Genomic DNA, 26,607 nt, shown 5'->3' on the forward strand with positions numbered 1-26,607 from the left:
CTGATCACGATCGGTCGCCCGCCAGCGCGTCGACCAGGCGGCGGCAGGACCCGGCCAGGTTCCAGCGCTGCGCCAGCTCCAGCAGCCGCTCCGGGTCGGCGGGCGACGTCGGCAGCGCCGGGTCCAGCTCGGGCAGCGGCACGTCGGTGGCGACCCGGACCACCTTCGGCGCCACCGCCAGGTAGTCGCGGGCGGCGTCGAGCTTGGCCCGCAGCCCCGGGGCGAAGCCGGAGCGGGGGTCGTCGAGCGCGGCCAGGATGCCGTCGAGCCCGCCGTAACGGTCGATCAGCCGGGCGGCGGTCTTCTCACCCACCCCGGCCACGCCGGGCAGGCCGTCGCTGGGGTCGCCGCGCAGCGCCGCGAAGTCGGCGTACCGGTCGGCGGGCACGCCGTAGCGGGCCCGCACCGCCGCGTCGTCGCAGTCGTCCAGCTTGGCCACGCCCCGCCCGACGTAGAGCAGCCGCACCGGGCGCGCGTCGTCGACGAGCTGGAACAGGTCGCGGTCGCCGGAGACCACCTCGACCGGGCCGGACTGGGTCACCGAGAGCGTGCCGAGCACGTCGTCGGCCTCGTAGCCGGTGGCGCCCACAACCGGGATGCCGAGCGCGTCGAGGACCTCGAGGATCATCGGCACCTGCGGGGACAGCGTGTCCGGCACGACCTCGCCGCCCTCGGGCGCGACCCGGTGCGCCTTGTAGGACGGCAGCAGCTCGACCCGCCACGCCGGCCGCCAGTCGTGGTCCATCGCGCAGATCATGCGGTCGGGACGGCGGGTGCGGACGAGCTGGGCGAGCATGTCGAGGAAGCCGCGCACGGCGTTGACGGGCTGGCCGTCGCCGGTCTTCGCGGCCGACTCGGGAATGCCGAAGTAGGCGCGGAAGTAGAGGCTGGGGGAGTCGATCAGGAGGATCGGCTGTCGGTGTGCCACGGCGACAAGCCTTCCACAGCCCTCTGACGAGATGGGGGAGGCGACCGCGGGACCGGAAACCCGGGCGCGCGCGGGTCCCCGGATGCGCAGACTGGCGGGGTGAGCTTCGTACCCGGCCTGACCCTGGCCCGCCGGTTCCACGACGAGGTGGTGGGTCCGCTGCTGGCGCGGCGGCTGCCCGGCCTGCGGTACTCCGCCGGTCTGCTCGACGGCGGCTCCGAGCTGCTCGGCCTCGACACGCCCCGCTCCACCGACCACGACTGGGGTCCGCGTACCCAGGTCTTCGTGGGCAGCGCGCACGACGTGGCGCCGGTACGGGCGGCGCTGGACGCGGACCTGCCGGCGCGCTTCCTCGGCTGGCCGACCCGGTACGCCGGTGGCCCGGCGGTACGGCTCGGCACGGTGCACGCCGACGGCGACCGGCACGGCGTGAGCGTGGACGAGCTGGGCGCGTGGTGGCGGGACCGGCTGGGCGCCGACCCGCGCGCCGGCATGTCGGTGGCGGACTGGCTGGCGACACCGACGCAGCGGCTGGCGGAGCTGACCGGGGGAGCGGTGTTCCACGACGGGCTCGACGGGGCGCTCACCGCCGCCCGCGCCGCGCTGGCCTGGTATCCGGACGACGTGTGGCGGCACGTGCTGGCGGCCGGGTGGCAGCGGGTCGCGCAGGCCGAGCACCTGGCGGGCCGGTGCGCCGAGGTCGGCGACGAGCTGGGCAGCCGGGTGGTGGCCGCCGGGCTGGCCCGGGACCTGATGCGCCTCGGGCTGCTGCTGCGTCGCCGCTGGCCCCCGTACGCGAAATGGCTCGGCACGGTGTTCGCGACGCTGCCGGGCGCGGCGCCGGTGGTGGACGGGCTCGCCGCCGCGCTCGGTCCGGGCGAGTGGGCGGTCCGCGAGCCGGGCCTGGTCCGGGCGCTGGAGACGGCGGCCGGCTGGACCAACGACGTCGCGCTGGCGCCACCGGTGGACCCGGCCGCCCGGCCCTTCCACGACCGGCCGTTCCTGGTGCTCGACGCGGGCCGCTTCGTCGAGGCGCTCCGCGCCGCGATCACCGACCCGCGGCTGCGCGACCGGCCGCCGATCGGCGCGGTGGACCAGTACGTCGACAGCGTGGACGTGCTCACCCACCCGGACCGCGCCCGCCGGGTGGCCGCGGCGGTTGTCCGTCCGCCGGGCGCGGCCTAGACTCCGATTCGAGTCGCATCGATCCGCGACTGTCTATCTCGTCTCCGAGGGTCCGGGCCGCCCGTCGCAGGCGCCTCGCCGGCGAGGACGCCGCTCCGTGCGGCGTTCCCACCACCGAGGAGAACAGCATGCTGTCCAGAATGAGCAGACTCCGGCTGCTCGGCGCGGCGCTCGCCGCCGCCGGGCTCGCCGTCGGAGCGGCGCTCGCCGTCCCCGGGCCGGCCTCGGCCGCCGCGCTGACCGAGGTGACGAACTTCGGCACCAACCCGAGCAACCTGCGCATGTACCTGTACGTCCCGGACACCGTCGCGGCCCGTCCCGGCCTGCTCGTGGTGAACCACTACTGCACCGGCAGCGGCCCGGCCATGTACTCCGGCACCCAGTTCGCGTCGCTGGCCGACCGGTACGGCTACATCGTCGTCTACCCGTCGGTGACCCGCAGCAGCAAGTGCTTCGACGTGTCCTCACCGCAGGCGCTGCGCCGCGACGGCGGCAGCGACCCGGTGGGCATCAAGTCCATGGTGGACTACGTGCGGCAGCGCTACCCGGTCGACTCGCAGCGGATCTTCACCACCGGCACCTCGTCCGGCGCGATGATGACGAACGTGCTGCTCGGCGACTACCCGGACGTGTTCCGCGCCGGGGCGGCCTTCGCCGGGGTGCCGTTCGGCTGCTTCGCCACCACGAACGGCTCGGAGTGGAACAGCGAGTGCGCCAACGGCCAGGTGCTGAAGACCCCGCAGCAGTGGGGCGACCTGGTGCGCAACGCCTACCCGGGCTACACCGGCCCGCGTCCGCGGATGCAGATCTGGCACGGCACCAACGACGAGACGCTGCGCTACCCGAACTTCGGCGAGCAGATCGACCAGTGGACGAACGTGCACGGGCTGAGCCAGACGCCCGACTACACGGACAGCCCGCAGTCCGGCTACACCCGGACCCGCTACGGCGGCACCGGCGGCACCGCGACCGTCGAGGCGATCAGCATGCAGGGCGTCACGCACAACCTGCCGGTGGACGCGGCCCAGGCGATCCGCTTCTTCGGCCTGGACACCGTGCCGCCGACCAGCCCGCCGCCCACCACGGCCGTCCCCACCACGCCGCCACCCACCACGCCCCCGCCGACGACGCCCCCGCCCACCACGGCGCCGCCGCCCACGACGCCGCCGCCGTCGGGGGCCTGCCGGGTCGGGTACGTGGTGAACGCCTGGAACAACGGCCTCACCGCCTCGGTGACGATCACCAACACGTCCACCACGGCGATAAACGGCTGGAGCCTCGCGTTCACGCTGCCGGGCGGCCAGACGATCACCGGCGGCTGGAACGCCACCTACAGCCCCACCAGCGGCGCGGTGACTGCCCGCAACGTCTCCTACAACCCGGTGATCGCACCGGGCGGCTCGGTGGACATCGGCTTCCAGGCCACCCACACCGGCAACGCCGGTAAACCCGGCTCGTTCACGCTCAACGGAAGCCCCTGCACGGCCGCCTGATCCGCACGCCAGTACGCCGAGGTGGCGGCATCCCGGACACGGTGATGCCGCCACCTCGGCGAAGCGGTGGCGATCACGCGGGACCGGGCATGAGCACCGCCGCGGCGGGTACCCGTCCCGGACGGACACCGGCGGGAACCGAAGGAGCGGATATGAAGGTCCGAAGCTCCCTGCGCGCACTCAAGCGCAAGGCCGACTCGATAGTGGTCCGGCGCCGGGGCAAGCTGTTCGTGCTGAACAAGTCCGACCGGCGGCAGAAGGCCCGGCAGGGCTGAGCCGGTGGCGGACATCCTGATCACCGGGGCCGGCAGCGGGCTCGGCCGGGGCACGGCGCTCGGGCTGGCCCGCACCGGCCACCACGTGATCGCCGCGGCACAGATCTGGCCGCAGGTCCGCGAGCTGCGCGCCGAGGCCGAACGGGCCGGCGTCGCGCTGGACGCGATCAAGCTGGACGTCACCGACCCGGCCGACCGGGCCGCGGCCGCCCGCCACCGTGTCGACATCCTGGTGCTCAACGCGGGCCTGCAGGAGGCCGGCGCGGTGGTGGAGATCCCGATGGAGCGGGTCCGCCGCTCGTTCGACGTGAACGTCTTCGGCCACCTGCACCTGGCACAGGACCTCGTGCCGCCGATGCTGGCCCGGGGCGCCGGCAAGGTGGTCTGGGTGTCCTCGGCGGTCGGCGTACGAACCCGGCCGTTCATCGGCGTCTACGCCGCCACCAAACACGCGATCGAGGCGCTCGCCTGGGCCATGAAGGGCGAGCTGGAACCGCGCGGCGTCCGCGTTGCGGTGATCAACCCCGGCCCGTACCGGACCGGCTACAACGACACCGGCGTGGAGACCATGTCCCAGTGGTGGGACGAGTCCACCGCGCTGCTGCCGCGCCCTGACTTCGGCGACTACCTGGGCCACCAGCGCGACCCCCAGGAGATGACCGACGAGATGGTCCGCGCGGTGCCCGCCGACGACGGTCACCCGTACCGCACCACGTGCCCGCCGTCGCTGCGCGAGCAGCTCAGGGAGTTCGAGTCGCAGGTGTGGGACGCGACGTCGTGACGGCGGTGTCCGGGATGCGCTCCGGGTGGGCACCGCCGGTCAGCCGGGCCGCGGCGAAGCCGACCAGCGGGCGGTAGATGCGCACCGAGTCGGCGAGCGCGGAGAAGTGCGAACCCGCGTTGCCCGCGTGGTAGCGGGTGGCGATGTCCACCTGCTCGACCGGCAGCCCGGCGCCCACCGCGCGCAGCAGCACGTCCATCTCGTACTCGAAGCGGTCGCCGGGGACGGTGACCAGCCAGTCCAGCAGCCCGGCCGGGTACGCCCGCAGCCCGGTCTGGGTGTCCCGCACGTCCCGCCCGGTCGCCAGCCGGAACGCGACCCGGGTCGCGGCGTTGCCGAACCGGCTGCGGGCCGGCACCTCGCCGTCGAAGCGGCGCACGCCGAGTGTCATCGCGCCGGTGGCGCGCATCCGCCCGGCCACCCGGCACACGTCCTCCACGCGGTGCTGACCGTCGGCGTCCACACAGGTCACATCGTGTCCCGGGTGGCGCGTGGCGGCGTACCGGAAACCGGTGCGCAGCACCACGCCCTTGCCCCGGTTGACCCGGCGGCGCAGCACCTCGGCGCCCCGGTCGCGGGCCGCGCGCAGCACCCCGGCGGCGGCCGGGCCGCTGCCGTCGTCCACGACCAGCACCCGCGCCCCGGGCAGCGCGGCCCGCAGGTCGGTGACCAGCGGCGGAAGCCGGTCACCCGGCCGGTACACGGGCACGAGCACGATCACTGGACCTCCCGGGGTGGACTCGCCCGCCGGCACGGTCCGCCGGGTCGATCGAGGAGCGTCGTACCCCGGGCCCGCGACCGCGAATCACCGCCGGGGCGTGAGGCGTCCGATCCGGTCGGCCGCGCGGCTCAGCGCGCGCTCGCGGCGCAGCGACGCCTCCGGGGTACGCACGCCGAGATAGCCGAGCCGGCTGAGCGCCCGGACGGCCCGCTCACGCCGGGCCGGCACCGGGTCGGGCGCGGTCACCGGCACGTCGGCCAGCGCCGGGCCGGTCAGGCCGAGCACGCGCGCGGCGAGCAGCCGGACGCGGGGCAGGTGCCACGGGTGCGTGACCAGCCCGAGCGGGCGCCGCGCGGTGAACTCGGCCGCGCCGAGCAGCCCGTCCTGCACGGTGTGCGCCAGGTTCTGCAGCGTGGTGCGGGACCGGGTCTCGGCCGCCGACCGGGCGTACGCGTCGAGGCCGGCCTCGCGCGCCAGCGCCCGCATCAGCTCGCCCTCCCGGAATCCGGGCGGCGGACCGGGCGCCCCGGCCGGGCCGTGCGGCCAGCCGCCGGTGAACACGACCCGGGCGCCGGGCGCGCGGCGGAACTCGTCGGCGTGCGCGCGGACGTACGCCACAGCGGCCTCGGTGCGCGCGACGCTCTCGGCGGTGAGCCGGTAGCCGTCGTCGCCGGCCACCACGCCACGGCCGAAGACCAGCAGCACGGTGGCGGTCGGTGTCATCCCCTCACCGTACGTGTCACTCCTCCTCGGGGGGCCAGGGAGGCGTGCCGACGCCGGTGATGCGCACCCCGCCCCACGGGTCCACCTCGGTGAGCCGGGCCCGGGTGACGCGCTCGCCGATGCGGATCTCCACGTCGCGGCGGCCGGAGCGCAGCAGCCGCACCAGGCGTGGCTCCGGCTCGACGCGCCCGGCCCAGTGGTAGCGGCCGTCGACCGGCTCGAACCGGCCGCCGGCGTGCAGCCGTACCCGGGTGCCGGCGATCTCGGCCGTGCCCTGCCAGGTCACCTGTCGATCCGTTCGTGCGCGCGGGTCAGCTCCGGCGGCAGGTCCGCGCCCCGGCGGACCCCCTCGATGCCGCTCCACAGCAGCGTGGTCAGGTACTCGGTGAGCGCGGACCGGTGGATCGGCTGCCCGTGCGTGGTCCACCAGTCGCCGACCGCCTGCACGAACCCGACCAGCCCGTACGCCCAAGGCTCGGCCGGCCCGGCGTCGAGGCCGAGCGCGCGCAGCCGGTCGCCGATGACCCGGGCCAGCCCGGTGGCCACCTGCCGGCTGGTGCCGGCGACCACCTGCTGGATGCCGGGATGGCCGGACTCGTGCACCAGGAACCGGTAGAGCGAGGGCTCGAACTCCACCACGCTCAGGTACGCGTCGATCGTCGCCTCGACCAGCGCCCGCTCCTCGCGGACCTGCTCCACGGCGGGCGCGACGGCGGCCACCACGCGCGCCGCGACCACCTCGCTGACCGCGAGCCAGAGCTGCGCCTTGTCGGCGAAGTAGCGGTAGAGCACCGGTTTGCTGACCCCGGCGGTGGCCGCGACCTGGTCCATGTCGACGTTCGGGCCGTGCCGCAGCAGCGCCTGCACGGCGGCGGCGATCAGTTCCTGGCGGCGCTGTTCGCGGTGCTCCGCCCAGCGGTCACGCCGCCCTCCGGACCGTGGCGGGGACGGCTCCGGCGAGGGGTCGGGGCCATTGACATCGGTGGTGGTGCGTCGCATGCTACCACTCGTAACAGTTACTGGAAGTTACGTCAATATGGAGGGGCCATGGCCGGATTCCCGCGCGAGGCGGTAGCCGCCCGCCTCCTCACCGCCTCCGTGCGTACCAGCTACGACCCCCTGGTGGACGTCGACTGGTCGGCGCCGCCAGTGCCCGGCGCGTACTGGCTGCCGCCGTCGCGCAGCAGCCTCTACGGCACGCCACTGTGGGACGGGCTGACCGAGGAGCAGCGGGTCGAGCTGACCAAGCACGAGGTGGCCAGCGCCGCCAGCGCCGGGATCTGGTTCGAGACGATCCTCATGCAGATGCTGATCCGGCACTACTACGACGCGGATCCGACCAGCCGGCACGCCCAGTACGCGCTGACCGAGGTCGCCGACGAGTGCCGGCACTCCATCATGTTCGGCCGGCTCATCGAGGCCACCGGCGCGCCCGTCTACCGCGCCGAGCCCGTCGACCACCTGCTCGGGCGCTGGCTCAAGGCCACCGCCACCGGCCCGCAGATGTACGCGGCCATCCTGATCGCCGAGGAGATCCTCGACTCGTTCCAGCGCGAGATCATGGCCGACGAGTCGTTGCAGCCGCTGATCCGGATGGTGTCGCGCATCCACGTGGTGGAGGAGGCCCGGCACGTGCGCTTCGCCCGCGACGAGCTGGCCCGGCAGGTGGAGGCGGCCGGGCCGGTCGCGCTCACGTACGCGCGGCTGGTGATCGGGCGGGCCGCGTACTCGATCACGCGGCGGCTGGTGCACCCGCGGGCTTACGCGTCGGTCGGGATCGACCCGGCGGCCGGTCACGCCGCGGCGCGGGCCAACCCGCACTGGCGGGCCACGCTGCGCTGGTCGGCGCAGCGGATCGCCGAGCATCTGACCGAACTGGGTCTGGTGGCCGGGCCGGGCCGGCTGCTGTGGCGCCGGGCCGGGTTGATCGAGGGCTGACCGGCGGCGACCCGAAGGGGAAGGATCGCCGCCGGCCGCCCGGTCAGGAGGTCGGGAAGTTGTCGGGGGTGCGGATCCGGTCGCGCATGTACGCGCCGGACTGCGTCAGCACCGACGTCCCGCTGAACGAGCCGGACGCGCACGTGCCCGGCCGCAGCGCGGCCGAACCCTCGGGGGCGTCGGAGAACGTCCAGTTGGCGTAGCTGATCTTCAGCCGGTCGAGCAGGTCGAGCCAGGCGTTGCTGCTGGCGACGTCGACGGCGCCGTCGCCGGTGTAGGTGACGGTGCCGAACTCGGTGACGAACAGCGGCAGCCGGGAGGCGGCCCGCTGCACCTCGTTGCGGTAGTTGTCCTGGTGCGAGGCGGCGTAGAAGTGGAACGTGTACATGATGTTCTGCGCCCGCACCGGGTTGTTCACGATCTCGTCGGAGTTGCTGCCGTCGGACACGCCCAGCGAGGACCAGCCGCGGGTGCCGACGATGATCACCGCGTCCGGGTCGTTGGCCCGGATCACCGGGATGACCTGCTCGGCGTAGTTGCGGATGGTGGACCAGCTGACCCCGTTGGGCTCGTTGGTGATCTCGTAGATCACGTTCTTCTTGGCCGCGTTGCGCGCGGACACGTTGGCGAAGAACGTCTTGGCCCGGTCCAGGTTGTACATCGGGTCACCGGGGGTCAGCGTGTGGAAGTCGATGAGCGCGTACATGCCGCGGGCCTCGGCCTTGTCCACGAGCGTGTTCACCTGGGCGGTGAAGCCGGCCGGGTTGGTCTCGTAGCCCTGCTCCTGCACGTACATCGAGATGCGCAGCAGGTCCGACTGCCACTCGTCGGCCAGCACGTCGAGCGAGGTGTCGGTGTAGCAGTTGGCGAACCACTGCAGGCCGTGGGTGCTCATGCCGCGCAGCTGGATCGGCCGCCCGTACTGGTTGCAGAGGTTGACCCCGCAGACCTGGAGCTGGCCGTTGATCGCGACCGGGGTGGTGCCGGTCGGCGGCGGCGTCGTGGGCGGGGGAGTGGTCGGCGGCGGGGGCGTGCTGGGCGGCGGGGTGCTCGGCGGGGGCGTGCCGGTGCCGCCGGTGCAGACCGTGCCGTTGAGCGTGAACGAGGTGGGGCTCGGGTTCGACCCGGTCCAGGAGCCGTTGAAGCCCACAGTGGTGCTCGCGCCGGTGCCGAGCGCGCCGTTGTAGTCCGCGCTGCGCGCGGTGACCGAGGAGCCGCTCTGCTGCCAGGTGGCCGACCAGCCCTGCACCACGCGCTGGCCCCCGTCGGGGAAGGTGAAGCCCAGCGTCCAGTTGCTCACCGGGTCGCCGAGGTTCGTCACCGCGACGGTGGCGGTGAAGCCCCCGGGCCACGAGTTGGTGGTGTAGGTGACGGCACAGCCGGTCGCGGCCATCGCGTTCGGCGACGGCAGGACGGCCGTCGCGGCCAGGGCGAGCGCGCCGACCGCGCCGCCGACGAGCAGGTGCCGCCGGGACGGGCGGGGAATCGAGAACATACGGGAAGGTCCCATCGCTTGATGGTGATCGGACGGTGCCCGTCGTGAACCTGCCCGGAAAGCCCGACGCGGCGGCCTGGGGGAGCGCTCCCAGGGCGAGCGTAGAGGCGGATGTCGATCCGTGCAACAGCCGGTGGCTCAGCGGCCGCCGCGCCGCCCACCGTAGAGCCGCAGCGCGTTGCAGACGTCGAACACGCCCGGCACGTCCCAGGCCAGCTCGGCGGCGACCAGGCGGGTTTCCGGATCGGCCACCAGGCCGGCGAGGATCACCACCCGGTTCTGCACCGTGACGGTGATCTGCTGCCGCCGGGTGGTCCAGTCGGCGCTGAGCCGCTGGGCGACGAGCGAGGCGAGCCGGGTGTCCGCGTCGTCGGGCTCCGGCTCACGGCCGGTGTACGGGAACTCGGGGTACGGCCAGGGCATCACCACGGGGAGGGCTCCTTCTGTTCGGTCTTTACCGCGCGCCGGGACGCGGGCCCCGGCGCCGGGGCGCGGCCGTCGACGACTGTGAAGACGCCGTCGAGCCGCATCGTGTGCAGCACGGTGAGCACGAAGCGCGACGGCGACAGCAGGCACAGCCGCCGTCCGTCGCGCCGGGCGTCCTGGTGCGCGCGCACCAGCAGGCCGAGCCCGGCCGAGTCGATCACCTCGAGCGCGGACAGGTCGACCAGTTCGCGGTCGCCGCGCACGGAGCGTTCCGCGAGCGCCCGGCGTACCGCCTCGGCGGGATCGACGTCGGCGGCGGCCGGGGTGCCGGCCACCTGCTCCAGGTCCTCGGTGCCCAGGCCGTCCTCGGCGACCGTGGCCCGGACGCTGCACCGGGGGCAGTGGTGCGGGCCGGACGCGAAGGGCGAGCCGACCCAGTCGTGCTCGAACACGAGCGTCCACACCACCTCGGCGTCGGGCAGCGTCGCGCCCGCGCCGGTGACGCTGTCGCCGCAGCCGTCGCAGATGAGCATCATCAGGTGGTCCGCGGGGACGACTGTCACACCTCCTCCTTCCGTCGGGCGCCCGGATCGGGCGCCTGCCGGTCCGCGCCCGTGCCGCCCGCCGTCACCACCGCCAGCACGACCGCCACGGCCGCGAACGCGGTCTGCGTCACCAGGGACAGCAGCGGCGAGGCGTCGGGGCGGCGGTCCACCAGCCCGACCACGATCGCGCCGAGCAGCGCGGCGGCCACGCCGAGCGCCAGCGTCAGCCAGACCGGGACGGCCTTGCGTCCCGGCACGACGAGCCGGCCCACGCCACCGACGGCGAGACCCACCACGAGTGCTCCGACGAGCGTGCTTCCGGTCACGGCCCCTCCTCAGCGGGGTGCGGACGCGACCCGGGCCCGGCCGCGCGCGGCCGGACGGGGCGTGTCGACGACGGGTACGGCGCCCAGCCCGGAGGTCTGCAGGATGCGCCGGATCCGTGGGTGCGGGTTGCTCAGCGTGAGCACGCCGTCCTGCCGCGCCAGCCGCCGGTGCACGTCCAGCAGCAGCGCGACCGCGGCGGCGTCCACATGTCGGCACCCGGCGAGGTCGATCGTCAGCTCGCGGGGGCGCAGCGCGAGGATGCGGTCCAGCACGTGCGCGACCTCGGGCAGCCCGGCGAGGTCCAGTTCGTCGGTGATGTCCACCCGCACGTGCGGCACGGCGGACTCCGGCGGGGACGGCAGGGTAGCGGGCATCAGGTCGCTTCCGTGGCGGGTTCAGTGTCGATCCCCACTCTGCGCAGCGATCTTGGAGGTCCCCGGACGGTTGTATGACGGTTCGATGACAAAAACCACGAACGGCCCACGCGGTTGGGCTACCCGTGCCGGGCCGGTCATGATGCCCATATGACGGCCGTACTGGTGATCGAGGACGACGACCGCATCCGGCTCGCGCTGCAGCTCGCCCTGGAGGAGGAGGGCTACGAGGCGTACGGCGCCCCGACCGCGGAGGACGGGCTGCGACGGCAGCGGGAGAAGCCGTCCGACTACGTGCTCGTCGACCTGATGCTGCCCGGCATGAACGGGTTCGACTGCATCCGCCAGCTGCGCCGCGACGACGACGTGCCGGTCGTGGTGATCAGCGCCCGCGACGACACCCACGACATCGTCGCCGCGCTGGAGGCCGGCGCCGACGACTACGTGGTGAAGCCGGTCGCGATCAAGGAGCTGTCGGCCCGGCTGCGGGCGCTGCGCCGGCGGGTCCGCACCGTGTCCGGGCCCGCCCCCGCCCAGTTCTTCGGCGAGCTGGAGATCAGCGCCGAGGCCGGCGAGGTGCGCCGCTCCGGACGGCCGGTCCCGGTCACCCGCACCGAGTTCCGGCTGCTCTGCGAGCTGGCCGAGCACGCCGGCCGGGTGCTGTCCCGCCAGCAGCTGCTCAGCCGGGTCTGGGGCTACGAGACCGGCGACGAGCGGCTCGTCGACGTGCACGTCGGCCGGCTGCGGCAGAAGATCGAGTCGGACCCGGCGAACCCCCGCCACCTGGTCACCCTCCGCGGCCTCGGCTACAAGCTGCAGCGATGACCCGTCCCGGACTGCGCGCCCGCGTCACCGCGGCGTTCGCCGTCGGCGCGTTGCTGCTGTCCGCGCTGATGGCCCTCTTCTCGTACGACCTGACCCGGCGCTCGCTGCTCGACGAGCGGGAGCGCACCGCGGTGCGGGCCGCCTACTACGACGCGGCGGTGGTCCGCTCCGGCCTGGACACCGGCACGCCGGACGTGGTGGCGGTGCTGCGCTCGCTCGACACCGGCAGCGCCCGCCGCCCGCTGCTGCACCTGCCCGACGGCTGGTACGCCCGCACCGCCGACGTGGGCGCCAGCTCCGTGCCGGTGGAGTTGCAGCGCATGGTCGCCGACGGCAAGCCCGCGGTGCAGCGGATCCGCCTCGACGGGCAGCCCGCGCTGCTGGTCGGCGTGCCGCTGCCCGGCGCGCTCGGCTACTACGAGCTGACCTCGCTGCGGGAGGTCGAGGAGACGTTCCAGGTGGTGGGCCTGGCGCTGATCGCCGTGGCGATCATGGTGGCCGGGGCGGGCGCGGCGCTCGGCTGGTACGCCACCCGGCACAGCCTGCGGCCACTGACAGCGGTCGCCGACGCGGCGGAACGGATCGCGGGCGGGGACTTCGCCACCCGGCTCGATCCGACCACCGACCCCGACCTCACCCGCCTGTCCAGCTCGTTCAACGAGATGGTCGACAAGCTGGTGCACCGCATCGAGCGGGACCGGCGCTTCGCCGCCGACGTGAGCCACGAGCTGCGCTCGCCGTTGCAGACGCTGGCCGCGGCGGCGAGCGTGCTGCACCGCCGCCGCGAGCACCAGGACGAACGCACCGCCACCGCCGCCGGCCTGGTGGCCGACGAGGTGACCCGGTTCCAGCGCCTCGTCGACGACCTGATCCAGTTGGCCCGCACCGAGCAGCCGGCGCACCGCGAGACGGTCGACGTGGTGGAGCTGGCCCGGGCCGCCTGCCGGGAACGATCGCTGCCGGAGAGCCTGGTGCAGGTGGCAGGCGACGTCCCGCACGAGTGGTGGGTCGACCGGCGCCGGTTCGCGCAGACGCTGCTGAACCTGGTGGAGAACGCCGAGCGCTACGGCGGCGGCCCGGTCGCCGTACGCCTGGGCGGGGGCGACGGCGTGGGCGTGCTGGAGGTCGACGACGACGGACCGGGCGTGCCGCCGGGCGACCGGGAGATCATCTTCGACCGGTTCGTGCGGGGCCGGGCGGCGCACGACCGCGCCGGCACCGACGGCACCGGACTCGGCCTCGCCCTGGTGGCGCAGCACGCCGACGCGCACGGCGGGTCGGCGCGGGTGCTGGACCGCGCGCCCGGCGCCCGTTTCCGGGTCGAGCTGCCCGGAGCGCTCCGGTGAGCCGGCGGCGGCTCGCGCCCGCCCTGCTCGCCGTGGCGCTGCTCGCCGGCTGCGGGGTGCCGGTGGACGACGAGCCCCGGCTCGTGCAGACGCCGCCCGGGGCCTTCCCGACGCCTGCGGTGTCCTCGACCGCCGACGGGGACGGGCGGGTGGACGAGCCGTTCTGCTTCGTCCGGGACGACGGCCTGGTCGTGGTCAACCGCCGGGTGGACGGGCTGCCCGGGGTGGACACGCACCTTCAGCACCTGCTGGCCGGTCCCGGTCCGGGGGAGCGCCGCCAGGGGCTGTCCACGGCGCTGCCGGGCACGGTGGCGGTGGCCGGGGCCACGCTGGCCGGCACCGTGGCGACAGTCGACGTGCGCCAGGCCGGTGAGGAGACCGGCCGCAACGACGAGGTGCTGGCCTTCGGGCAGATCGTGTGCAGCCTCACGCAGCGACCGGACGTGTACAGCGTCGCGTTCCGCCGCGGCGGGCAGCCGCTGGAGGTGCCGCGCGCGGACGGAAGCCTCTCGGTGCTGCCGCTCACGGCTGCCGACTACCGCCCGTTGATGCCACGCTGATCGCCGTTGCTCGCCCCTATGTCCGGATATGACACTAAATCTCCATCGTCCGTTCGGTTGATTTGGCGATGGCCTTTGGTCTAGTGTGGCTGGCACGACCGGTGTGGGAGGCCACCCGTTCTCCGAGGACAGGAAGGGCAGCATGACCACGATGACCATGGCATCGACCGCGACCGAGGTGCAGCGCGCGCCGCAGACCGGTGAGGAGTCCCGTGCCAGCGAGCTGATCGCGGCGCTCGCCGCGCTGCCCGCCGGCCACCCGCAGCGGGCCGCCCTGCGCAACCAGGTCATCGAGGCGTGGCTGCCGCTGGCGAACCACCTGGCCGCCCGCTACAGCGGGCGCGGCGAGCCGGCCGGCGACCTGGCACAGACCGCGGCGCTGGGCCTGATCAAGGCGGTGGACCGGTTCGACGCCTCGCGCGGCGTCGACTTCGCCGGCTTCGCCATCCCGACGATCCTCGGCGAGATCAAGCGGCACTTCCGCGACCGCACCTGGAACATCCGGGTTCCGCGCCGCCTGCAGGAGCTGCGGCTGCGCATCTCCGAGGCCAACAGCACGCTGACCCAGACGCTCAACCGGGCCCCGACCGTCGCCGACATCGCCGCCCACCTCGACGTCACCGAGGAAGAGGTGCTCGAAGGCCTGGAAGGCGCCCGCGCCTACAACGCGGTCTCGCTGTCCACCCCGATCGGCGACGGCGACAGCGCCACCGAGCTGGGCGACACCCTCGGCGCCGAGGACAACGAGTACGAGCTGGCCGAGCTGCGCGCCTCCCTGGGCCCGGCGCTCGCCACGCTCGACGAGCGGGAGCAGAAGATCCTCACGCTGCGCTTCTACGGCAACCTGACCCAGAGCGAGATCGCGGCCCGCGTCGGTGTCTCCCAGATGCACGTGTCCCGGCTGCTCGCCCGCGCCCTGACCAAGCTGCGCGGCCAGCTCACCGAGGCCTGAGCCACACACGTACCGCGACCCCCGCCGGCCCGTGACGGCGGGGGTCGCGTCGTGTGTCACCAGCGCGACGGCGGTGGCGGCGGCACCAGCGGCGGACGGTCGTCGCAGGTGATGGTGTTCGGCAGCAGCCACGGGGCCAGCCAGCCGCCGTCGTTGCCGCCGAGGTCGGTCAGGGCGAACTCCGACCCGGCCGGGGTGAAGTGGAACGACCCGCAGTTGTTCACGCCGACCGCGCCCACGTTGCGGGCGTCCACGTTCGCGAAGCTCGCCCCGCCCGCCGTACGCGCGCTGACCACCGACGTCCCGGCGCCGTCGACCCGGATGTCCCGGAAGCGGACGTTGTCGATACGGACGCTGTCCTTCACCGGCCAGTCGCTGACCAGCATGATCGCGTTGTAGGTGCTGTCCAGGTACGCGTCGCCGCTGACCAGGATGTCCGCGTCGATGCTGCGGTCCAGCGCGTAGAACCAGATCGCGCCGAGGCCGATGTTCCAGTTCAGGTCGTACGTGCCGGCCCGGACCGTGGTGTTGCCGGTGATCCGCAGGCGGCCGGTGAACGGCTCCGCCCCGAAGCGGGAGCCCACCTGGATCGCGCTGCCCTCGCGTACCGGGTCGGCGACCAGGTTGTGCGCGACGGTCAGGTCCGCGCCGCCGTACAGCGCGATGCCGTTGGCGAGCACCGGCGACTGCACCGTGTTGTACGCGAACGTGTTCGACGCGTTCGCCGTGCCCTCCGACCACATGGCGAGGGCGTCGTCGCCGCTGTTGCGGACCACCGAGTTCGTCACCGAGGAGCGGGTGACGCCGGTGTGGAAGTTCAGCCCGTCGGCGATCTGGTCGGCGATCACGGTGTTGGTGACCCGCAGCCCGGTCATCGGCCCGTCGAACCACATGCCGACCTTCGTGTGGTGCAGGTAGAGGCCGTCGATCGTGCTGTGGTTGAGCGCCCCGCCGATGGCGTTGACCTGGTCGGTGTCGATCCGTTCGCGTACGTCGCCCTCGATCGCGAAGCCGGACAGGTGCACCTCGCTGCTGCCGCCGTCGGCGGCGTCGCGGCCGTAGAAGCCGACGCCGGTGTGCCGGGAGCCGTCGGGCGCGGGCGTGTCCAGCGTGACCTCGCGTCCCCGCACGATCGTGTACCAGCTGCCCGCACCGGCGATCGTCACGTCGTCCACGACGATGTGCCGGTCGACCTGGTAGGTGCCGGGCGGCAGGTAGAGCGGGCGGTCCACCCGCCGGGCGTACGCGACGGCCCGGTCGAGGGCGTCTGCGGACTCCCGCCGGCCGGTCGGGTCGGCGCCGAAGGACAGCGCGTTCACCGCGCGGGGGACCACGCGCGGCGGCGCGACCAGGTGCGCGTCCACCAGGTCGATCACCGTCCACGCGGCGGCGGTGCCGCGCGGCGCGGTCAGCCGGACCACCTCACCGGCCCGATGGGTACGGCCGAGCAGCAGCCGCTGCTCGTCGTAGAAGTGGTGCGGCCGGAACGGCTTGCTGATCACCGGCGCGGGCGTGGTGGCCGCCGGGACGCAGGAGCACTCGGTGATCCACCAGTCCGGGTGCAGCAGGTCGGCGCCGGGGTCGTTGGTGAACGGGTACTGGTTGTAGAGCCAGGCGTACTGCGAGGTCAGCGTCATGGTGCGGGCGGGCGCGTGCCCGACGGACACCCGCAGCGGCGCGGTGATCCCGCCGCCGCCCGGCGCGTCCGGGATGCTGTAGCGCACGGTCAGCGCGTTCGTGGGCCGGGGGAGCGTGAGTTCGACGTGCTGGCCGGGCAGCAGGCGCACGGCGCGGCGGCCGGACGCCTCACCGGCGAGTGTGTACGCCGACCGGTCCGGCCCGATCACGGTGCCGGTGGTCCGGCCGTGTTCCGCCTCCTGCTCGACGTAGTCCACAGTCGCACCGCGACCGGCGACGAGCGCGGGGTCCAGCCCGGCGCGCGTCACCACGGGGGCCGGTCCGCGCGGCGGGCCGGCCGTGGCAGCGCCGGGCGGTACGAGCAGGGCGGCGGCGAGCGCCGCCGCGAGGATCCTCGGCACGCTCCGCGACATCGGAGCACCCACTTTCTCGGGGGACGGGTGGCCTCGGCGGCGCAGGCCATCGACAAGGGCCCTCATGTTATTCCGGTGTTCTGCTGCCTTTCAAGCATCAATCTGCTCGTATCTTTCGGACCTCCTGTCGCCTGTCTTGGCAAGAACCGACCTGTCCGGCTGTTCATTTCTTGCAAGAATCCGACGTACGATTGCCGCCGTGACGAAGCGCCTGACCGAGGTGGCCCGCAAGGCGGGCGTCAGCGAGGCGACGGTGAGCCGGGTGCTCAACGGCCGCGGTGGCGTGTCCGAGGCGACCCGGACCGCCGTGCTGACCGCCCTCGACGTGCTCGGCTACGAGCGCCCGAGCAAGCTGCGCGGCGAACGCGCCCGCCTGGTCGGCCTGGTGCTGCCGGAGCTGCAGAACCCGATCTTCCCGGCGCTGGCCGAGGTGGTCACCGGCAGCCTCGCGCAGCGCGGCTTCACCCCGGCGTTGTGCGCCCGCACCATCGGCGGCGTACCGGAGTCCGGGTACGTGGAGATGCTGCTCGACCACCAGGTCAGCGGCGTCATCTTCGCCGGTGGCTCGTACGCGCTCGCCGACGCCTCGCACGAGCACTACCGGCGCCTCACCGACCGGGGCCTGCCGGTGGTGCTGGTGAACGCCGGCGTCGAGGAGCTGGGTTTCCCGCGCGTGTCCACCGACGACGCGGTCGCCGTCGAGCAGGCGTACGGCCACCTGCGCTCGCTCGGCCACGACCGGATCGGCATGGTGCTCGGCCCGGCCGACCACGTGCCCTCGCGCCGCAAGCTCGACGCCATGGTCCGGGCCGCCGGCTGGGGCGAGGACCGGTCCATGGTGGAGCGGTCCAGCTTCTCCATGGAGGGCGCGCGGGTCGCCGCCACGAAGCTGATCGAACGCGGCGCGACCGGCATCGTCTGCGCCAGCGACGTGCTCGCGCTGGGCACCATCCGGGCCGCCCGGCGTCTGGGCTGCGCGGTGCCGGCCGACGTCTCGGTGGTCGGCTTCGACGACTCGGCGTTCATGACCTGCACCGACCCGCCGCTGACCACGGTGCGCCAGCCGATCGAGACCATGGGCCAGGCCGCCGTGGACCTGCTGGTGACCCAGATCGAGGGCGCCGGGGTGCTGCACGACGAGCTGCTGTTCGAGCCCGAGCTGGTGGTACGCGGCTCCACCGCCCCCGCCCCCCGCCGCTGACCCCGGGGCCCACGCCGCCCCCACGCCGCTCCCCCACGCCGCCTCACCCCACCCCACCGCATCCGTCGATCTTGGAGTTGTGGTGCCCGGAATGCGGCACTGATGCCGGTATGTGAGGCGCCACAACTCCAAGATCGATGGTCCGGCCGACTGGAGCCGCGTACTTCCGAGGTCAAGTCGAATTCTTGCGTTTGCCAGTCGGCATCTTGCTGGATTCGGTTCGCGTCGCTACAGTGACTCCACTCACACCTGACCCGGGGCGCGGTTTCCGGAGGCAGGGCGCGTGCCGGCTGCCGTTCCACCACCAGAGGCAGCCGCGCGGTCACCGCACATCAGTGAAGGCCATGGATACACCCGTTCCCGAAGGGATGGACAGATGTCCGTACCGCAGTATCGGAAGGTCGCGGCGCTCGCGCTCGCGACCGGCCTCGGGCTCAGCCTTGCGGCGTGCTCCACCAAGAGCGACGACAGCGGCGACGCCGGCGGCAAGGTCACCATCACCGTCGACTGCCAGCCGGTCGGCGCGCAGAAGGAGCTGCTGAAGAACTGGAACGACGACGTCGCCGAGTTCCAGCGGCAGAACCCGGACATCGTCGTGAAGAGCGTGAGCGTCGGCGAGCAGTGCAACAACCCGCCGGACTTCACCGCCCGCCTGGCCGGCGGCACCGTCACCGACGTGTTCTACGGCTACATGACCGACCTGCAGCAGGTGCTGGACTCCGGCCAGGCGATGGACATCGGCCAGTACGCCACGAAGGACACGATCCCCACCTGGGACAGCGTCGACCCGGCGCTCAAGGAGGTCTTCACCGACGGCGGCAAGCTCTACGCCGTACCGGTGAAGAACTACTCGATGGGCCTGATCTACAACAAGGCGCTGTTCCAGCGGGCCGGGCTCGACGTGAACAACCCGCCGAAGACCTGGCCGGAGGTGCGGGCCGCGGCCAAGAAGATCTCCGCGCTCGGCGACGGCATCGCCGGGTACGCCGAGTACAGCGCGGGCAACACCGGCGGCTGGCACTTCACGTCGCTGCTCTACTCGCAGGGCGGGCAGGTGCTCAGCGCCGACGGCAAGAAGGCCGACTTCAACAACGCGATGGGCAAGCAGGTCCTGCAGAACCTCAAGGACATGCGCTACGGCGACAACAGCATGGGTGCCCGGCAGCTGCTCCAGTGGGGTGACCTGCTCACCAACGCCGGCGCCGGCAAGGTCGGCATGTTCATCGGCGCGCCGGACGCGACCCAGGCGATCGTCAGCCAGTTCCAGGGCAAGTACCAGGACTGGGCGATGGGCCCGCTGCCCGGCCAGGACGGCCCGGCCAAGGCCACGCTGGGTGGCGGCGAGGGCTACTTCTTCAAGAAGGGCCTCAGCCCCGAGCAGGTCAAGGCCGGCCTGAAGTGGCTCGCCTACCAGAAGCTCACCCCGGGTAAGGGCCAGTTCGACTACGTGCGCGCCAAGCCGCAGAACTACCCGGTCGGCCTGCCCCAGCCGCTGCTGTTCACGAACGGCAGCGACGCGCAGAAGCAGGAACTGGAGCTGCGCAAGGCGAACGCCAACGTGGACACCACGAACTTCGCGGTCTTCGAGGCCAACCCGGTGCCGATCAAGGGTGAGCCGCGCAACGCGCAGGCGATCTACGCGGTGCTCGACGCGGCGATGTCCGGGGTGCTGACCAACCCGAACGCGAACATCGACGCGCTGCTCAAGACCGCCGAGGACAAGGTCAACCAGCTGCTGGCCGCCGACAGCTGACCCGACCGGAGGTGGGGCCGGCGCACCGGCCCCACCTCCCCGAGCACCGCAGGAGTCGCCTTGGCGCTCACCACCGCCCCCGGCGCCACCCGCCGTACCGGTCCTGCCGCGTCGACGCCGTCGCGTACCGCCGGACGCCGCGCCGGTCTCGGCCGCAAGGTCCGGGACAACCTCACCGGGCACACGTTCCTGATCGGCGCCGTCATCTGCTTCGCCGTCTTCTCCTGGTACCCGATGGTCCGCGGCGTCGTGATGAGCTTCCAGCGCACCCGTCGCGGCGAGACCACCTGGGTCGGCTGGGACAACTACAGCCGGATCATCGCCGATCCGAGCTTCTGGACCGCCTGGAAGAACACGTTCGTCTTCACCGGCCTGGCGCTCGTCCTCGGCTACCTGGTGCCGTTCTTCGTGGCGATCCTGCTCAACGAGCTGCGCCACGCCAAGGGCTACCTGCGGGTGCTCGTCTACCTGCCGGTGATGCTGCCGCCGGCCTCAGCGCTGTTCCTGTTCAAGTTCTACGCCTACGACCCGAGCGAGGCGGGGCTGTTCAACGCGGTCCTCACCGCGCTGGGACTGCCCACGTCGGAGTGGATGCAGTCGCCCACCATGACGATGCCGGCCATGGTGATCGCGTCGACCTGGATGAACATGGGCGGCGCCGTGCTGATCTACCTGGCCGCGCTGCAGAACATCCCCGGCGAGCTGTACGAGGCCGCCGAGATCGACGGCGCCGGGGTGTGGCGGCGCATCGTGCACGTGACGGTCCCGCAGACCCGGCTGATCCTGGCGCTGCTGGCGATGCTCCAGATCGTCGCCACCATGCAGCTGTTCATCGAGCCGCTGATCCTCGCCAACGGCGCCGGTACGCAGGACTCGGCGACCTCCGTGGCGTACCTGATCTACCAGCACGGGTTCTTCCAGAACGACCTCAACGGCGCCGCCGCGCTCGGCGTGATCATGCTGGTGGTGCTGGCCGGGTTCTCCGCCGTCTACCTGCGACTGACCGCGAGACAGGACTAGGACATGGCCGCCGACAGCACCACCCGTACCCTCATCTCCCACGCCCAGCTGCGCCGCGGTCGCGGCCGCGTCCTCTACTGGGCCGTGCTCACCGTGGTCGTGGCCGGGTTCACGCTGGTGTTCCTCGGCCCGCTGTACTGGATGGTCACCGGCGCGCTGAAGTCCGGCCAGGAGATCGCCCAGACCCCGCCGACGCTGTTCCCCCGCGACCCGCAGCCGGGCAACTACGTCGACGCCTGGACCAACCTGGATCTCGCGAAACTGCTGTTCAACACGTTCTACTACGCCACCGGCGCGGTGGTGTTCCAGCTCGTGTTCGACACCGCCGCCGCGTACGCGCTGTCGAAGCTGCGTCCGGTGCTGGGCGGGCTGATCCTCGGCATGATGCTGGCGACGCTGATGATCCCGGCGATGGTGCTGATCGTCCCGCAGTACGTGACGGTGATCGACCTGCCGATCGTGCACGTCAACCTGCTCGACTCGCCGTTCGCGATCTGGCTGCCGCTGGTGGCGAACGCGTTCAACATCTTCCTGCTGAAACGGTTCTTCGACTCGATCCCGGAGGACCTGATGGCCGCCGCCGTGATGGACGGCGCCACCCCGCTGCGCACGCTCTGGTCCATCGTCCTGCCGATGTCCCGCCCGATCCTCGGCGTGGTGGCGATCTTCGCGGTGACGGCGGTCTGGAAGGACTTCCTCTGGCCGAAGCTGGTCATGCCGTCGCCGGAGACGCGGACCGTCAGCGTCGGCATCTACGCCTTCGCCGGCGGCACCCCGATGAACGTGGTCATCGCCGCGTCGGTGATCGCCGCCATTCCCACCGTCGTGCTGTTCCTGATCTTCCAGCGCAACATCATGTCCGGCCTGACCACCGGCGGCCTCAAGGGCTGACCGGGCGCCGCCCGCCGCCGGCCGTACCGCCCGCCGCCGCAGAACCGACCCCGCAGAAAGCAGGTGCCCGTGTCCATGGCCGACAACAGCCCGTGGTGGCGCTCCGCGGTGATCTACCAGGTCTACCCGCGCAGTTTCGCCGACGGCAACGGCGACGGGATCGGCGACGTCGCCGGCATCCGGTCCCGCCTGGATCACCTCGCCGCGCTCGGCGTCGACGCCGTCTGGTTCAGCCCCTGGTACCCGTCGCCGATGGCCGACGCCGGCTACGACGTGTCCGACTACCGCGACATCGACCCGGTCTTCGGCACGCTCGCCGAGGTGGAGGCGCTGATCGCCGAGGCGCACGCGCTCGGCATCCGCAGCATCGTCGACGTGGTGCCCAACCACTGCTCCGACGCGCACCAGTGGTTCCGGGCCGCGCTCGCGGGCGGGCCGGGCGCGCCCGAACGGGACCTGTTCTGGTTCCGCCCCGGCCGGGGGCCCGGCGGCGACCTGCCGCCCACCGACTGGACCGGCGAGTTCGGCGGCCCGACCTGGACCCGCACCACCGACCCGGACGGCACTCCCGGCGACTGGTACCTGCACCTGTTCGCCCCGCAGCAACCCGACTTCAACTGGGACCACCCCCGCGTCCGCGAAGAGTTCGAGGACATCCTGCGGTTCTGGTTCGAGCGGGGCGTGGACGGCATCCGCATCGACTCGGCCGGGCTGCTCGTCAAGGACGGCACGCTGCCGGAGGTCCACCCGGACCGGCCGCACCCGTTCCGCGACCAGGACGGCGTGCACGACGTGTACCGCGCGTGGCGGCGCATCGCCGACTCGTACCCGGGCGGGCGGGCGCTGGTCGGCGAGGTGTGGCTGCCCGACCGGCAGCGGTTCGCGAACTACCTGCGCCCGGACGAGCTGCACACCGCGTTCAACTTCGACTTCCTCGGCTGCGCCTGGGACGCCACCGCGCTGCGGGAGAGCATCGACGGCACGCTGGCCGCGCACGCCCCGGTCGGCGCGCCCGCCACCTGGGTGCTGTCCAACCACGACGTCACCCGGCACGTCACCCGGTACGGCCGCGCCGACACCCGGTTCAGCTTCGCCGCCAAGCGCGAGGGCATCCCCACCGACCTGGAACTGGGCACCCGCCGGGCCCGCGCCGCCGCGTTGCTGTCCCTCGCGCTGCCCGGCGCCGCCTACGTCTACCAGGGCGAGGAGCTGGGCCTCTGGGAGGTCGAGGACATCCCGTACGAGCTTCGGCAGGACCCGATGTGGGAGCGGTCCGGACGGGTCGACCCGGGCCGCGACGGCTGCCGGGTGCCGCTGCCCTGGCAGGGCGACACCCCGCCGTTCGGGTTCAGCCCCGACGGCGCGTCCGCCGCGCCGTGGCTGCCGCAACCTGCCGACTGGAAGGACCGCACGGTCCGCGCCCAGACCGGCGACCCGCACTCGATGCTGGAGCTGTACCGGGCCGCGCTGGCGCTGCGCCGCACCGAACCGGCGCTCGGCGACGGCACCCTGGCGTGGCTGCCCGCACCGCACGGCGTGCTCGCGTTCGCCCGCGAACCCGGCTTCACCTGCCTGGTCAACCTCGGCGACGCCGCCGTGCCGCTGCCCGCGCACGACGAGCTGCTGCTCGCCAGCGGCCCACTCGACGACGACCGGCTGCCACCGGACACCGCGGTCTGGCTGCGTACCCGATCGGCCTGACCGCGGCGCCGGCGGCCCCGTCCCGCCGCCGGCGCCGCCGAACCACCCGGCGGCCCGTCCCGGCCGCCACAGACGCCGCACACCTGGGGAGGAGGAAGGAGAGGCAACGCCGCACGGGGGGATCTGGCCACCGACGAAAGGGAGCACACCCCGCATGGCCGAGCACCGCACCGCGCACCGCCACCGCAGCACCGGCGTGGCCGCCCTCGCCGCCGTCACGCTCGCCGCCTCGACACTCGTCGTCGTGGCGCTCACCACGACCGCCACCCCGGCGTACGCCGCCGGACTGTCCCCGTTCGACATCAGCGGACGCGGCGCCACCGTGCCGTTCCGCGAGCAGGAAGCCGAGCAGGCCACCCACAACGGCACGAAGATCGGCCCCGACCGGCGCTACGGCACGCTGCCGTCCGAGGCGTCCGGCCGGGAGGCGGTCACGCTCGACGCCGTCGGCGAGTACGTCGAGTTCACGCTCACCGCCCCCGCGAACGCGGTCACGTTCCGGTACAGCCTGCCGGACAACGCCGCCGGCACCGGCCGCGACGCCACCATCGACCTGCGCGCCAACGGCACGCTGGTCAAGGCGGTGCCGGTCACCTCCCGGTACGGCTGGTACTACGGCGGCTACCCGTTCAACAACAACCCGGGCGACACCAACCCGCACCACTTCTACGACGAGACCCGGACCATGTTCGGCACCACGTACCCGGCCGGCACGAAGATCCGCCTCCAGGTGTCCTCGACCGCCCAGTCACCCACGTTCACCATCGACCTGGCCGACTTCGAGCTGGTCGGCGCGCAGATCACCAAGCCGTCCGGCGTGCTGGACGTGGTGACCGACTTCGGCGCCGACCCGACCGGCGCCACCGACTCGACGGCGAAGTTCCAGGCCGCGGTGGACGCCGGCAGGGCGCAGGGCCGGGCGGTGTGGATCCCGGCCGGCACGTTCACGCTCTGGGACCACGTGGTGGTCGACGGCGTGACGCTGCGCGGCGCCGGCCCCTGGTACTCGGTGCTCGGCGGCCGGCACCCGACCGACCGCAAACGCGCCGCCGGCATCTACGGCAAGTACGTGCCGGGCGGCGGCTACTCCGGCGAGATCCGCCCGCACGAGGCCGGTGGGCCCAGCCGCAACGTCACGCTGCGGGACTTCGCCATCATCGGCGACATCCGGGAACGCGTCGACGAGGACCAGGTCAACGCCATCGGCGGCGCGATGAGCAACTCGGTGGTGGACAACCTGTGGTTGCAGCACACCAAGGTCGGCGCCTGGATGGACGGGCCGATGGACAACTTCACCATCCGCAACAGCCGCATCCTGGACCAGACCGCCGACGGGGTGAACTTCCACTGGGGCGTCACCAACTCGACGGTGACGAACACGTTCGTCCGCAACACCGGCGACGACGCGCTGGCCATGTGGGCGCAGAGCGTGCCGAACGTCGGCAACTCCTTCACCCGCAACACCATCGGCGTGACGATCCTGGCCAACCACCTGGTCACGTACGGCGGGCGGGACATCACCATCGCCGACAACGTCACCGCCGACTCGGTCACCAACGGCGGTGGCATCCACGTGGCGAACCGCTATCCGGGCGTCACCGGGCCGACCGCCGTGGCCGGCACGATCACGGTGGCCCGCAACACGCTGATCCGCAACGGCAACTCCGACTACAACTGGCAGTTCGGCGTGGGCGCGATCTGGTTCTCCGCGCTCAACGAGCCGATCCAGGGCGCCGCGATCAACGTCACCGACACCGACATCCTGGACAGCTCGTACGCGGCGCTGCACTGGATCGAGGGGCAGACCAGCGGCATCTCGTTCGACAACGTGCGCATCGACGGCGCGGGCACGTACGCGCTCCAGGTGCAGGCGCCCAGCCAGGTCCGGTTCACAAACGTGCGGGCCACCGGCATCGCCCAGTCCAACCCGATCCACAACTGCGTCGGCAGCGGCTTCCAGATCACCCAGGGCGCCGGCAACTCCGGCTGGTACACGCCCACCCCGTACTGCGGGCCGTGGCCGCAGCCGCAGTGGGGCAACGGACCGTCCAGCCCGCCGCCCACCAGCCCGGCGCCGACCACGGCAGCGCCGACGACGGCCCCGCCGACCACCGCGCCGCCGACCACACCGCCGCCGGCCGGCGGGAACCTGGCCCTGGGCCGCCCGGCCACCGCCACCAGCACCACCCAGACGTACGCCGCCGGCAACGCCGTCGACGGCAACCCGGCCAGCTACTGGGAGAGCGCCAACAACGCGTTCCCGCAGTCGCTCACCGTCGACCTCGGCACGTCCCGCACCGTCGACCGGGTGGTGCTGAAGCTCCCGCCCGGCTGGGAACGGCGTACCCAGACGCTGTCCGTGCTCGGCTCCGCCGACGGTTCCTCGTACAGCACGCTCGCCGCGTCGGCGGGCCGCGTCTTCGACCCGGCCGCTGGCAACACCGTGTCGATCGCGCTGCCGTCCGGCGACCGGCGGTTCGTCCGGGTCACCGTCACCGGCAATACCGGCTGGCCGGCGGGCCAGCTCGCCGAACTGGAGGTGTACGGCGGCGGCACCACCACACCGCCGCCCACCACGACTGCGCCGCCCACCACCGCGCCACCGACCGGCAACCTGGCGGCGGGCCGGCCGGTCGCGGAGACCAGCCACGCCGACGTGTACGGCGCCGCCAACACCGTCGACGGCAACGCGAACACCTACTGGGAGAGCGCCAACAACGCCTTCCCCCAGTCGGTGACGGTCGACCTGGGCAGCGCCCGGCCGGTCGCCCGGGTGGTGCTGAAACTGCCCCCGTCGGCGGCCTGGCAGACCCGTACCCAGACCGTGGCGGTGCTCGGCTCCACCGACGGCTCGTCGTTCTCGACGCTCAAGGCGGCGGCGGGCTACACGTTCGACCCGGCGGGCGGCAACAGCGTGTCGATCGCGCTGCCCGCCGGTGACCGCCGCTTCGTGCGGCTGACGTTCACCGGCAACACCGGCTGGCCGGCCGGCCAGCTGTCCGAGTTCGAGGTGTACGCCTCCTGACCCGGCGCGGCGGCAACACCGTGACGGTCACCGTGCCCACCGCCTCGACGCGGTACGTGCGGCTGCTGTTC

26 protein-coding genes are annotated in these 26,607 nt (G+C 72.9%); 15 read left to right on the top strand and 11 right to left on the bottom strand.

Annotation, left to right across the window (positions count from 1 at the left end; all coding sequences use genetic code 11):
• Nucleotides 1-4: 4 nt before the first annotated feature.
• A complete protein-coding gene (locus KBX43_RS16535; protein ID WP_210885268.1) occupies nt 5-928 on the bottom strand; it encodes a 5'-3' exonuclease in 924 nt (307 codons plus the stop codon).
• A gap of 99 nt (nt 929-1,027) precedes the next feature.
• Between KBX43_RS16535 and KBX43_RS16540 the strand changes: the two genes are divergently transcribed.
• The 4 genes from KBX43_RS16540 to KBX43_RS16555 all read left to right on the top strand — a co-directional run bounded on the left by KBX43_RS16540 (nt 1,028) and on the right by KBX43_RS16555 (nt 4,662).
• The gene (locus tag KBX43_RS16540) at nt 1,028-2,113 is read left to right on the top strand and encodes a DUF4037 domain-containing protein (protein ID WP_210885270.1); all 1,086 of its coding nucleotides are present in this window, start codon (nt 1,028-1,030) and stop codon (nt 2,111-2,113) included.
• Between the two features lie 128 nt (nt 2,114-2,241).
• Entirely contained in the window at nt 2,242-3,606 is a 1,365-nt protein-coding gene (locus KBX43_RS16545; protein ID WP_043324356.1) for a PHB depolymerase family esterase, read from the top strand.
• 152 nt (nt 3,607-3,758) lie between these two features.
• Nucleotides 3,759-3,881 carry a ribosomal protein bL36 gene (locus tag KBX43_RS16550; RefSeq protein ID WP_043324353.1) on the top strand — a complete coding sequence of 41 codons (123 nt, stop codon included), beginning with the start codon at nt 3,759-3,761 and terminating at the stop codon, nt 3,879-3,881.
• A 4-nt stretch (nt 3,882-3,885) separates the two neighbouring features.
• Nucleotides 3,886-4,662 (top strand): SDR family oxidoreductase, encoded by a 777-nt coding sequence (locus tag KBX43_RS16555; RefSeq protein WP_210885279.1) that lies wholly within the window; start codon nt 3,886-3,888, stop codon nt 4,660-4,662.
• On the opposite strand, the gene KBX43_RS16560 is transcribed toward KBX43_RS16555, so the two are convergent.
• The 4 genes from KBX43_RS16560 to KBX43_RS16575 form a co-directional block, all read right to left on the bottom strand.
• Complete coding sequence (locus KBX43_RS16560) at nt 4,622-5,377, bottom strand: glycosyltransferase family 2 protein (RefSeq protein ID WP_223201081.1); 756 nt, start codon at nt 5,375-5,377, stop codon at nt 4,622-4,624. The genes KBX43_RS16555 and KBX43_RS16560 overlap by 41 nt on opposite strands.
• A gap of 90 nt (nt 5,378-5,467) precedes the next feature.
• Nucleotides 5,468-6,106 carry a YdcF family protein gene (locus KBX43_RS16565; RefSeq protein WP_210885291.1) on the bottom strand — a complete coding sequence of 213 codons (639 nt, stop codon included), beginning with the start codon at nt 6,104-6,106 and terminating at the stop codon, nt 5,468-5,470.
• Between the two features lie 16 nt (nt 6,107-6,122).
• Nucleotides 6,123-6,392: a DUF4873 domain-containing protein gene (locus KBX43_RS16570; RefSeq protein ID WP_069089782.1), complete on the bottom strand. Its 270-nt coding sequence runs from the start codon at nt 6,390-6,392 to the stop codon at nt 6,123-6,125.
• Complete coding sequence (locus KBX43_RS16575; RefSeq protein WP_030504073.1) at nt 6,389-7,105, bottom strand: TetR family transcriptional regulator; 717 nt, start codon at nt 7,103-7,105, stop codon at nt 6,389-6,391. Before KBX43_RS16575 ends, KBX43_RS16570 begins: the two co-directional genes overlap by 4 nt.
• A 48-nt stretch (nt 7,106-7,153) precedes the next feature.
• Between KBX43_RS16575 and KBX43_RS16580 the strand changes: the two genes are divergently transcribed.
• Complete coding sequence (locus KBX43_RS16580; RefSeq protein WP_043324341.1) at nt 7,154-8,044, top strand: diiron oxygenase; 891 nt, start codon at nt 7,154-7,156, stop codon at nt 8,042-8,044.
• Between the two features lie 43 nt (nt 8,045-8,087).
• On the opposite strand, the gene KBX43_RS16585 is transcribed toward KBX43_RS16580, so the two are convergent.
• The 5 genes from KBX43_RS16585 to KBX43_RS16605 all read right to left on the bottom strand — a co-directional run bounded on the left by KBX43_RS16585 (nt 8,088) and on the right by KBX43_RS16605 (nt 11,211).
• Nucleotides 8,088-9,539, bottom strand: a complete 1,452-nt coding sequence (locus KBX43_RS16585) for a cellulase family glycosylhydrolase (protein ID WP_199496085.1) — start codon at nt 9,537-9,539, stop codon at nt 8,088-8,090.
• A gap of 138 nt (nt 9,540-9,677) precedes the next feature.
• A complete protein-coding gene (locus KBX43_RS16590; RefSeq protein ID WP_043324334.1) occupies nt 9,678-9,968 on the bottom strand; it encodes a BON domain-containing protein in 291 nt (96 codons plus the stop codon).
• Nucleotides 9,962-10,528, bottom strand: a complete 567-nt coding sequence (locus KBX43_RS16595) for an STAS domain-containing protein (RefSeq protein WP_210885294.1) — start codon at nt 10,526-10,528, stop codon at nt 9,962-9,964. The genes KBX43_RS16590 and KBX43_RS16595 overlap by 7 nt, the downstream gene beginning before the upstream one ends.
• Nucleotides 10,525-10,836, bottom strand: a complete 312-nt coding sequence (locus KBX43_RS16600; RefSeq protein ID WP_030504078.1) for a hypothetical protein — start codon at nt 10,834-10,836, stop codon at nt 10,525-10,527. The genes KBX43_RS16595 and KBX43_RS16600 overlap by 4 nt, the downstream gene beginning before the upstream one ends.
• Nucleotides 10,837-10,845: 9 nt before the next feature.
• Nucleotides 10,846-11,211, bottom strand: coding sequence for an STAS domain-containing protein (locus KBX43_RS16605; protein WP_043324327.1), 366 nt, complete (start codon nt 11,209-11,211; stop codon nt 10,846-10,848).
• A gap of 150 nt (nt 11,212-11,361) precedes the next feature.
• Here KBX43_RS16605 and KBX43_RS16610 point away from each other — a divergent pair, with 150 nt between their 5' ends.
• From KBX43_RS16610 to KBX43_RS16625, 4 genes are all read left to right on the top strand, one after another.
• Complete coding sequence (locus KBX43_RS16610; RefSeq protein WP_043324324.1) at nt 11,362-12,036, top strand: response regulator transcription factor; 675 nt, start codon at nt 11,362-11,364, stop codon at nt 12,034-12,036.
• Entirely contained in the window at nt 12,033-13,382 is a 1,350-nt protein-coding gene (locus tag KBX43_RS16615) for a HAMP domain-containing sensor histidine kinase (RefSeq protein WP_043324322.1), read from the top strand. The genes KBX43_RS16610 and KBX43_RS16615 overlap by 4 nt, the downstream gene beginning before the upstream one ends.
• Nucleotides 13,379-13,942 (top strand): GerMN domain-containing protein, encoded by a 564-nt coding sequence (locus KBX43_RS16620; protein ID WP_064446082.1) that lies wholly within the window; start codon nt 13,379-13,381, stop codon nt 13,940-13,942. The genes KBX43_RS16615 and KBX43_RS16620 overlap by 4 nt, the downstream gene beginning before the upstream one ends.
• A 142-nt stretch (nt 13,943-14,084) precedes the next feature.
• The gene (locus KBX43_RS16625; RefSeq protein WP_043324319.1) at nt 14,085-14,894 is read left to right on the top strand and encodes a SigB/SigF/SigG family RNA polymerase sigma factor; all 810 of its coding nucleotides are present in this window, start codon (nt 14,085-14,087) and stop codon (nt 14,892-14,894) included.
• Between the two features lie 56 nt (nt 14,895-14,950).
• Here KBX43_RS16625 and KBX43_RS16630 read toward each other — a convergent pair whose 3' ends face one another.
• The gene (locus KBX43_RS16630; protein ID WP_166456038.1) at nt 14,951-16,945 is read right to left on the bottom strand and encodes a glycosyl hydrolase family 28-related protein; all 1,995 of its coding nucleotides are present in this window, start codon (nt 16,943-16,945) and stop codon (nt 14,951-14,953) included.
• 199 nt (nt 16,946-17,144) lie between these two features.
• On the opposite strand from KBX43_RS16630, the gene KBX43_RS16635 reads away from it, so the two are divergent.
• The 6 genes from KBX43_RS16635 (at nt 17,145) to KBX43_RS16660 (ending at nt 26,536) form a co-directional block, all read left to right on the top strand.
• A complete protein-coding gene (locus KBX43_RS16635; RefSeq protein WP_166456037.1) occupies nt 17,145-18,146 on the top strand; it encodes a LacI family DNA-binding transcriptional regulator in 1,002 nt (333 codons plus the stop codon).
• Between the two features lie 376 nt (nt 18,147-18,522).
• Nucleotides 18,523-19,899, top strand: a complete 1,377-nt coding sequence (locus KBX43_RS16640) for an ABC transporter substrate-binding protein (RefSeq protein WP_043324313.1) — start codon at nt 18,523-18,525, stop codon at nt 19,897-19,899.
• A gap of 60 nt (nt 19,900-19,959) precedes the next feature.
• The gene (locus KBX43_RS16645) at nt 19,960-20,919 is read left to right on the top strand and encodes a carbohydrate ABC transporter permease (RefSeq protein WP_166456036.1); all 960 of its coding nucleotides are present in this window, start codon (nt 19,960-19,962) and stop codon (nt 20,917-20,919) included.
• A 3-nt stretch (nt 20,920-20,922) separates the two neighbouring features.
• Nucleotides 20,923-21,810, top strand: a complete 888-nt coding sequence (locus KBX43_RS16650; RefSeq protein ID WP_210872286.1) for a carbohydrate ABC transporter permease — start codon at nt 20,923-20,925, stop codon at nt 21,808-21,810.
• Between the two features lie 75 nt (nt 21,811-21,885).
• Nucleotides 21,886-23,511 (top strand): glycoside hydrolase family 13 protein, encoded by a 1,626-nt coding sequence (locus KBX43_RS16655; protein WP_210885347.1) that lies wholly within the window; start codon nt 21,886-21,888, stop codon nt 23,509-23,511.
• Between the two features lie 154 nt (nt 23,512-23,665).
• Nucleotides 23,666-26,536 (top strand): discoidin domain-containing protein, encoded by a 2,871-nt coding sequence (locus KBX43_RS16660; RefSeq protein WP_210885296.1) that lies wholly within the window; start codon nt 23,666-23,668, stop codon nt 26,534-26,536.
• The last annotated feature ends 71 nt before the right edge of the window (nt 26,537-26,607 follow it).

Source organism: Micromonospora sp. C41, assembly GCF_018070485.1.
GTDB lineage: Bacteria > Actinomycetota > Actinomycetes > Mycobacteriales > Micromonosporaceae > Micromonospora > Micromonospora chalcea.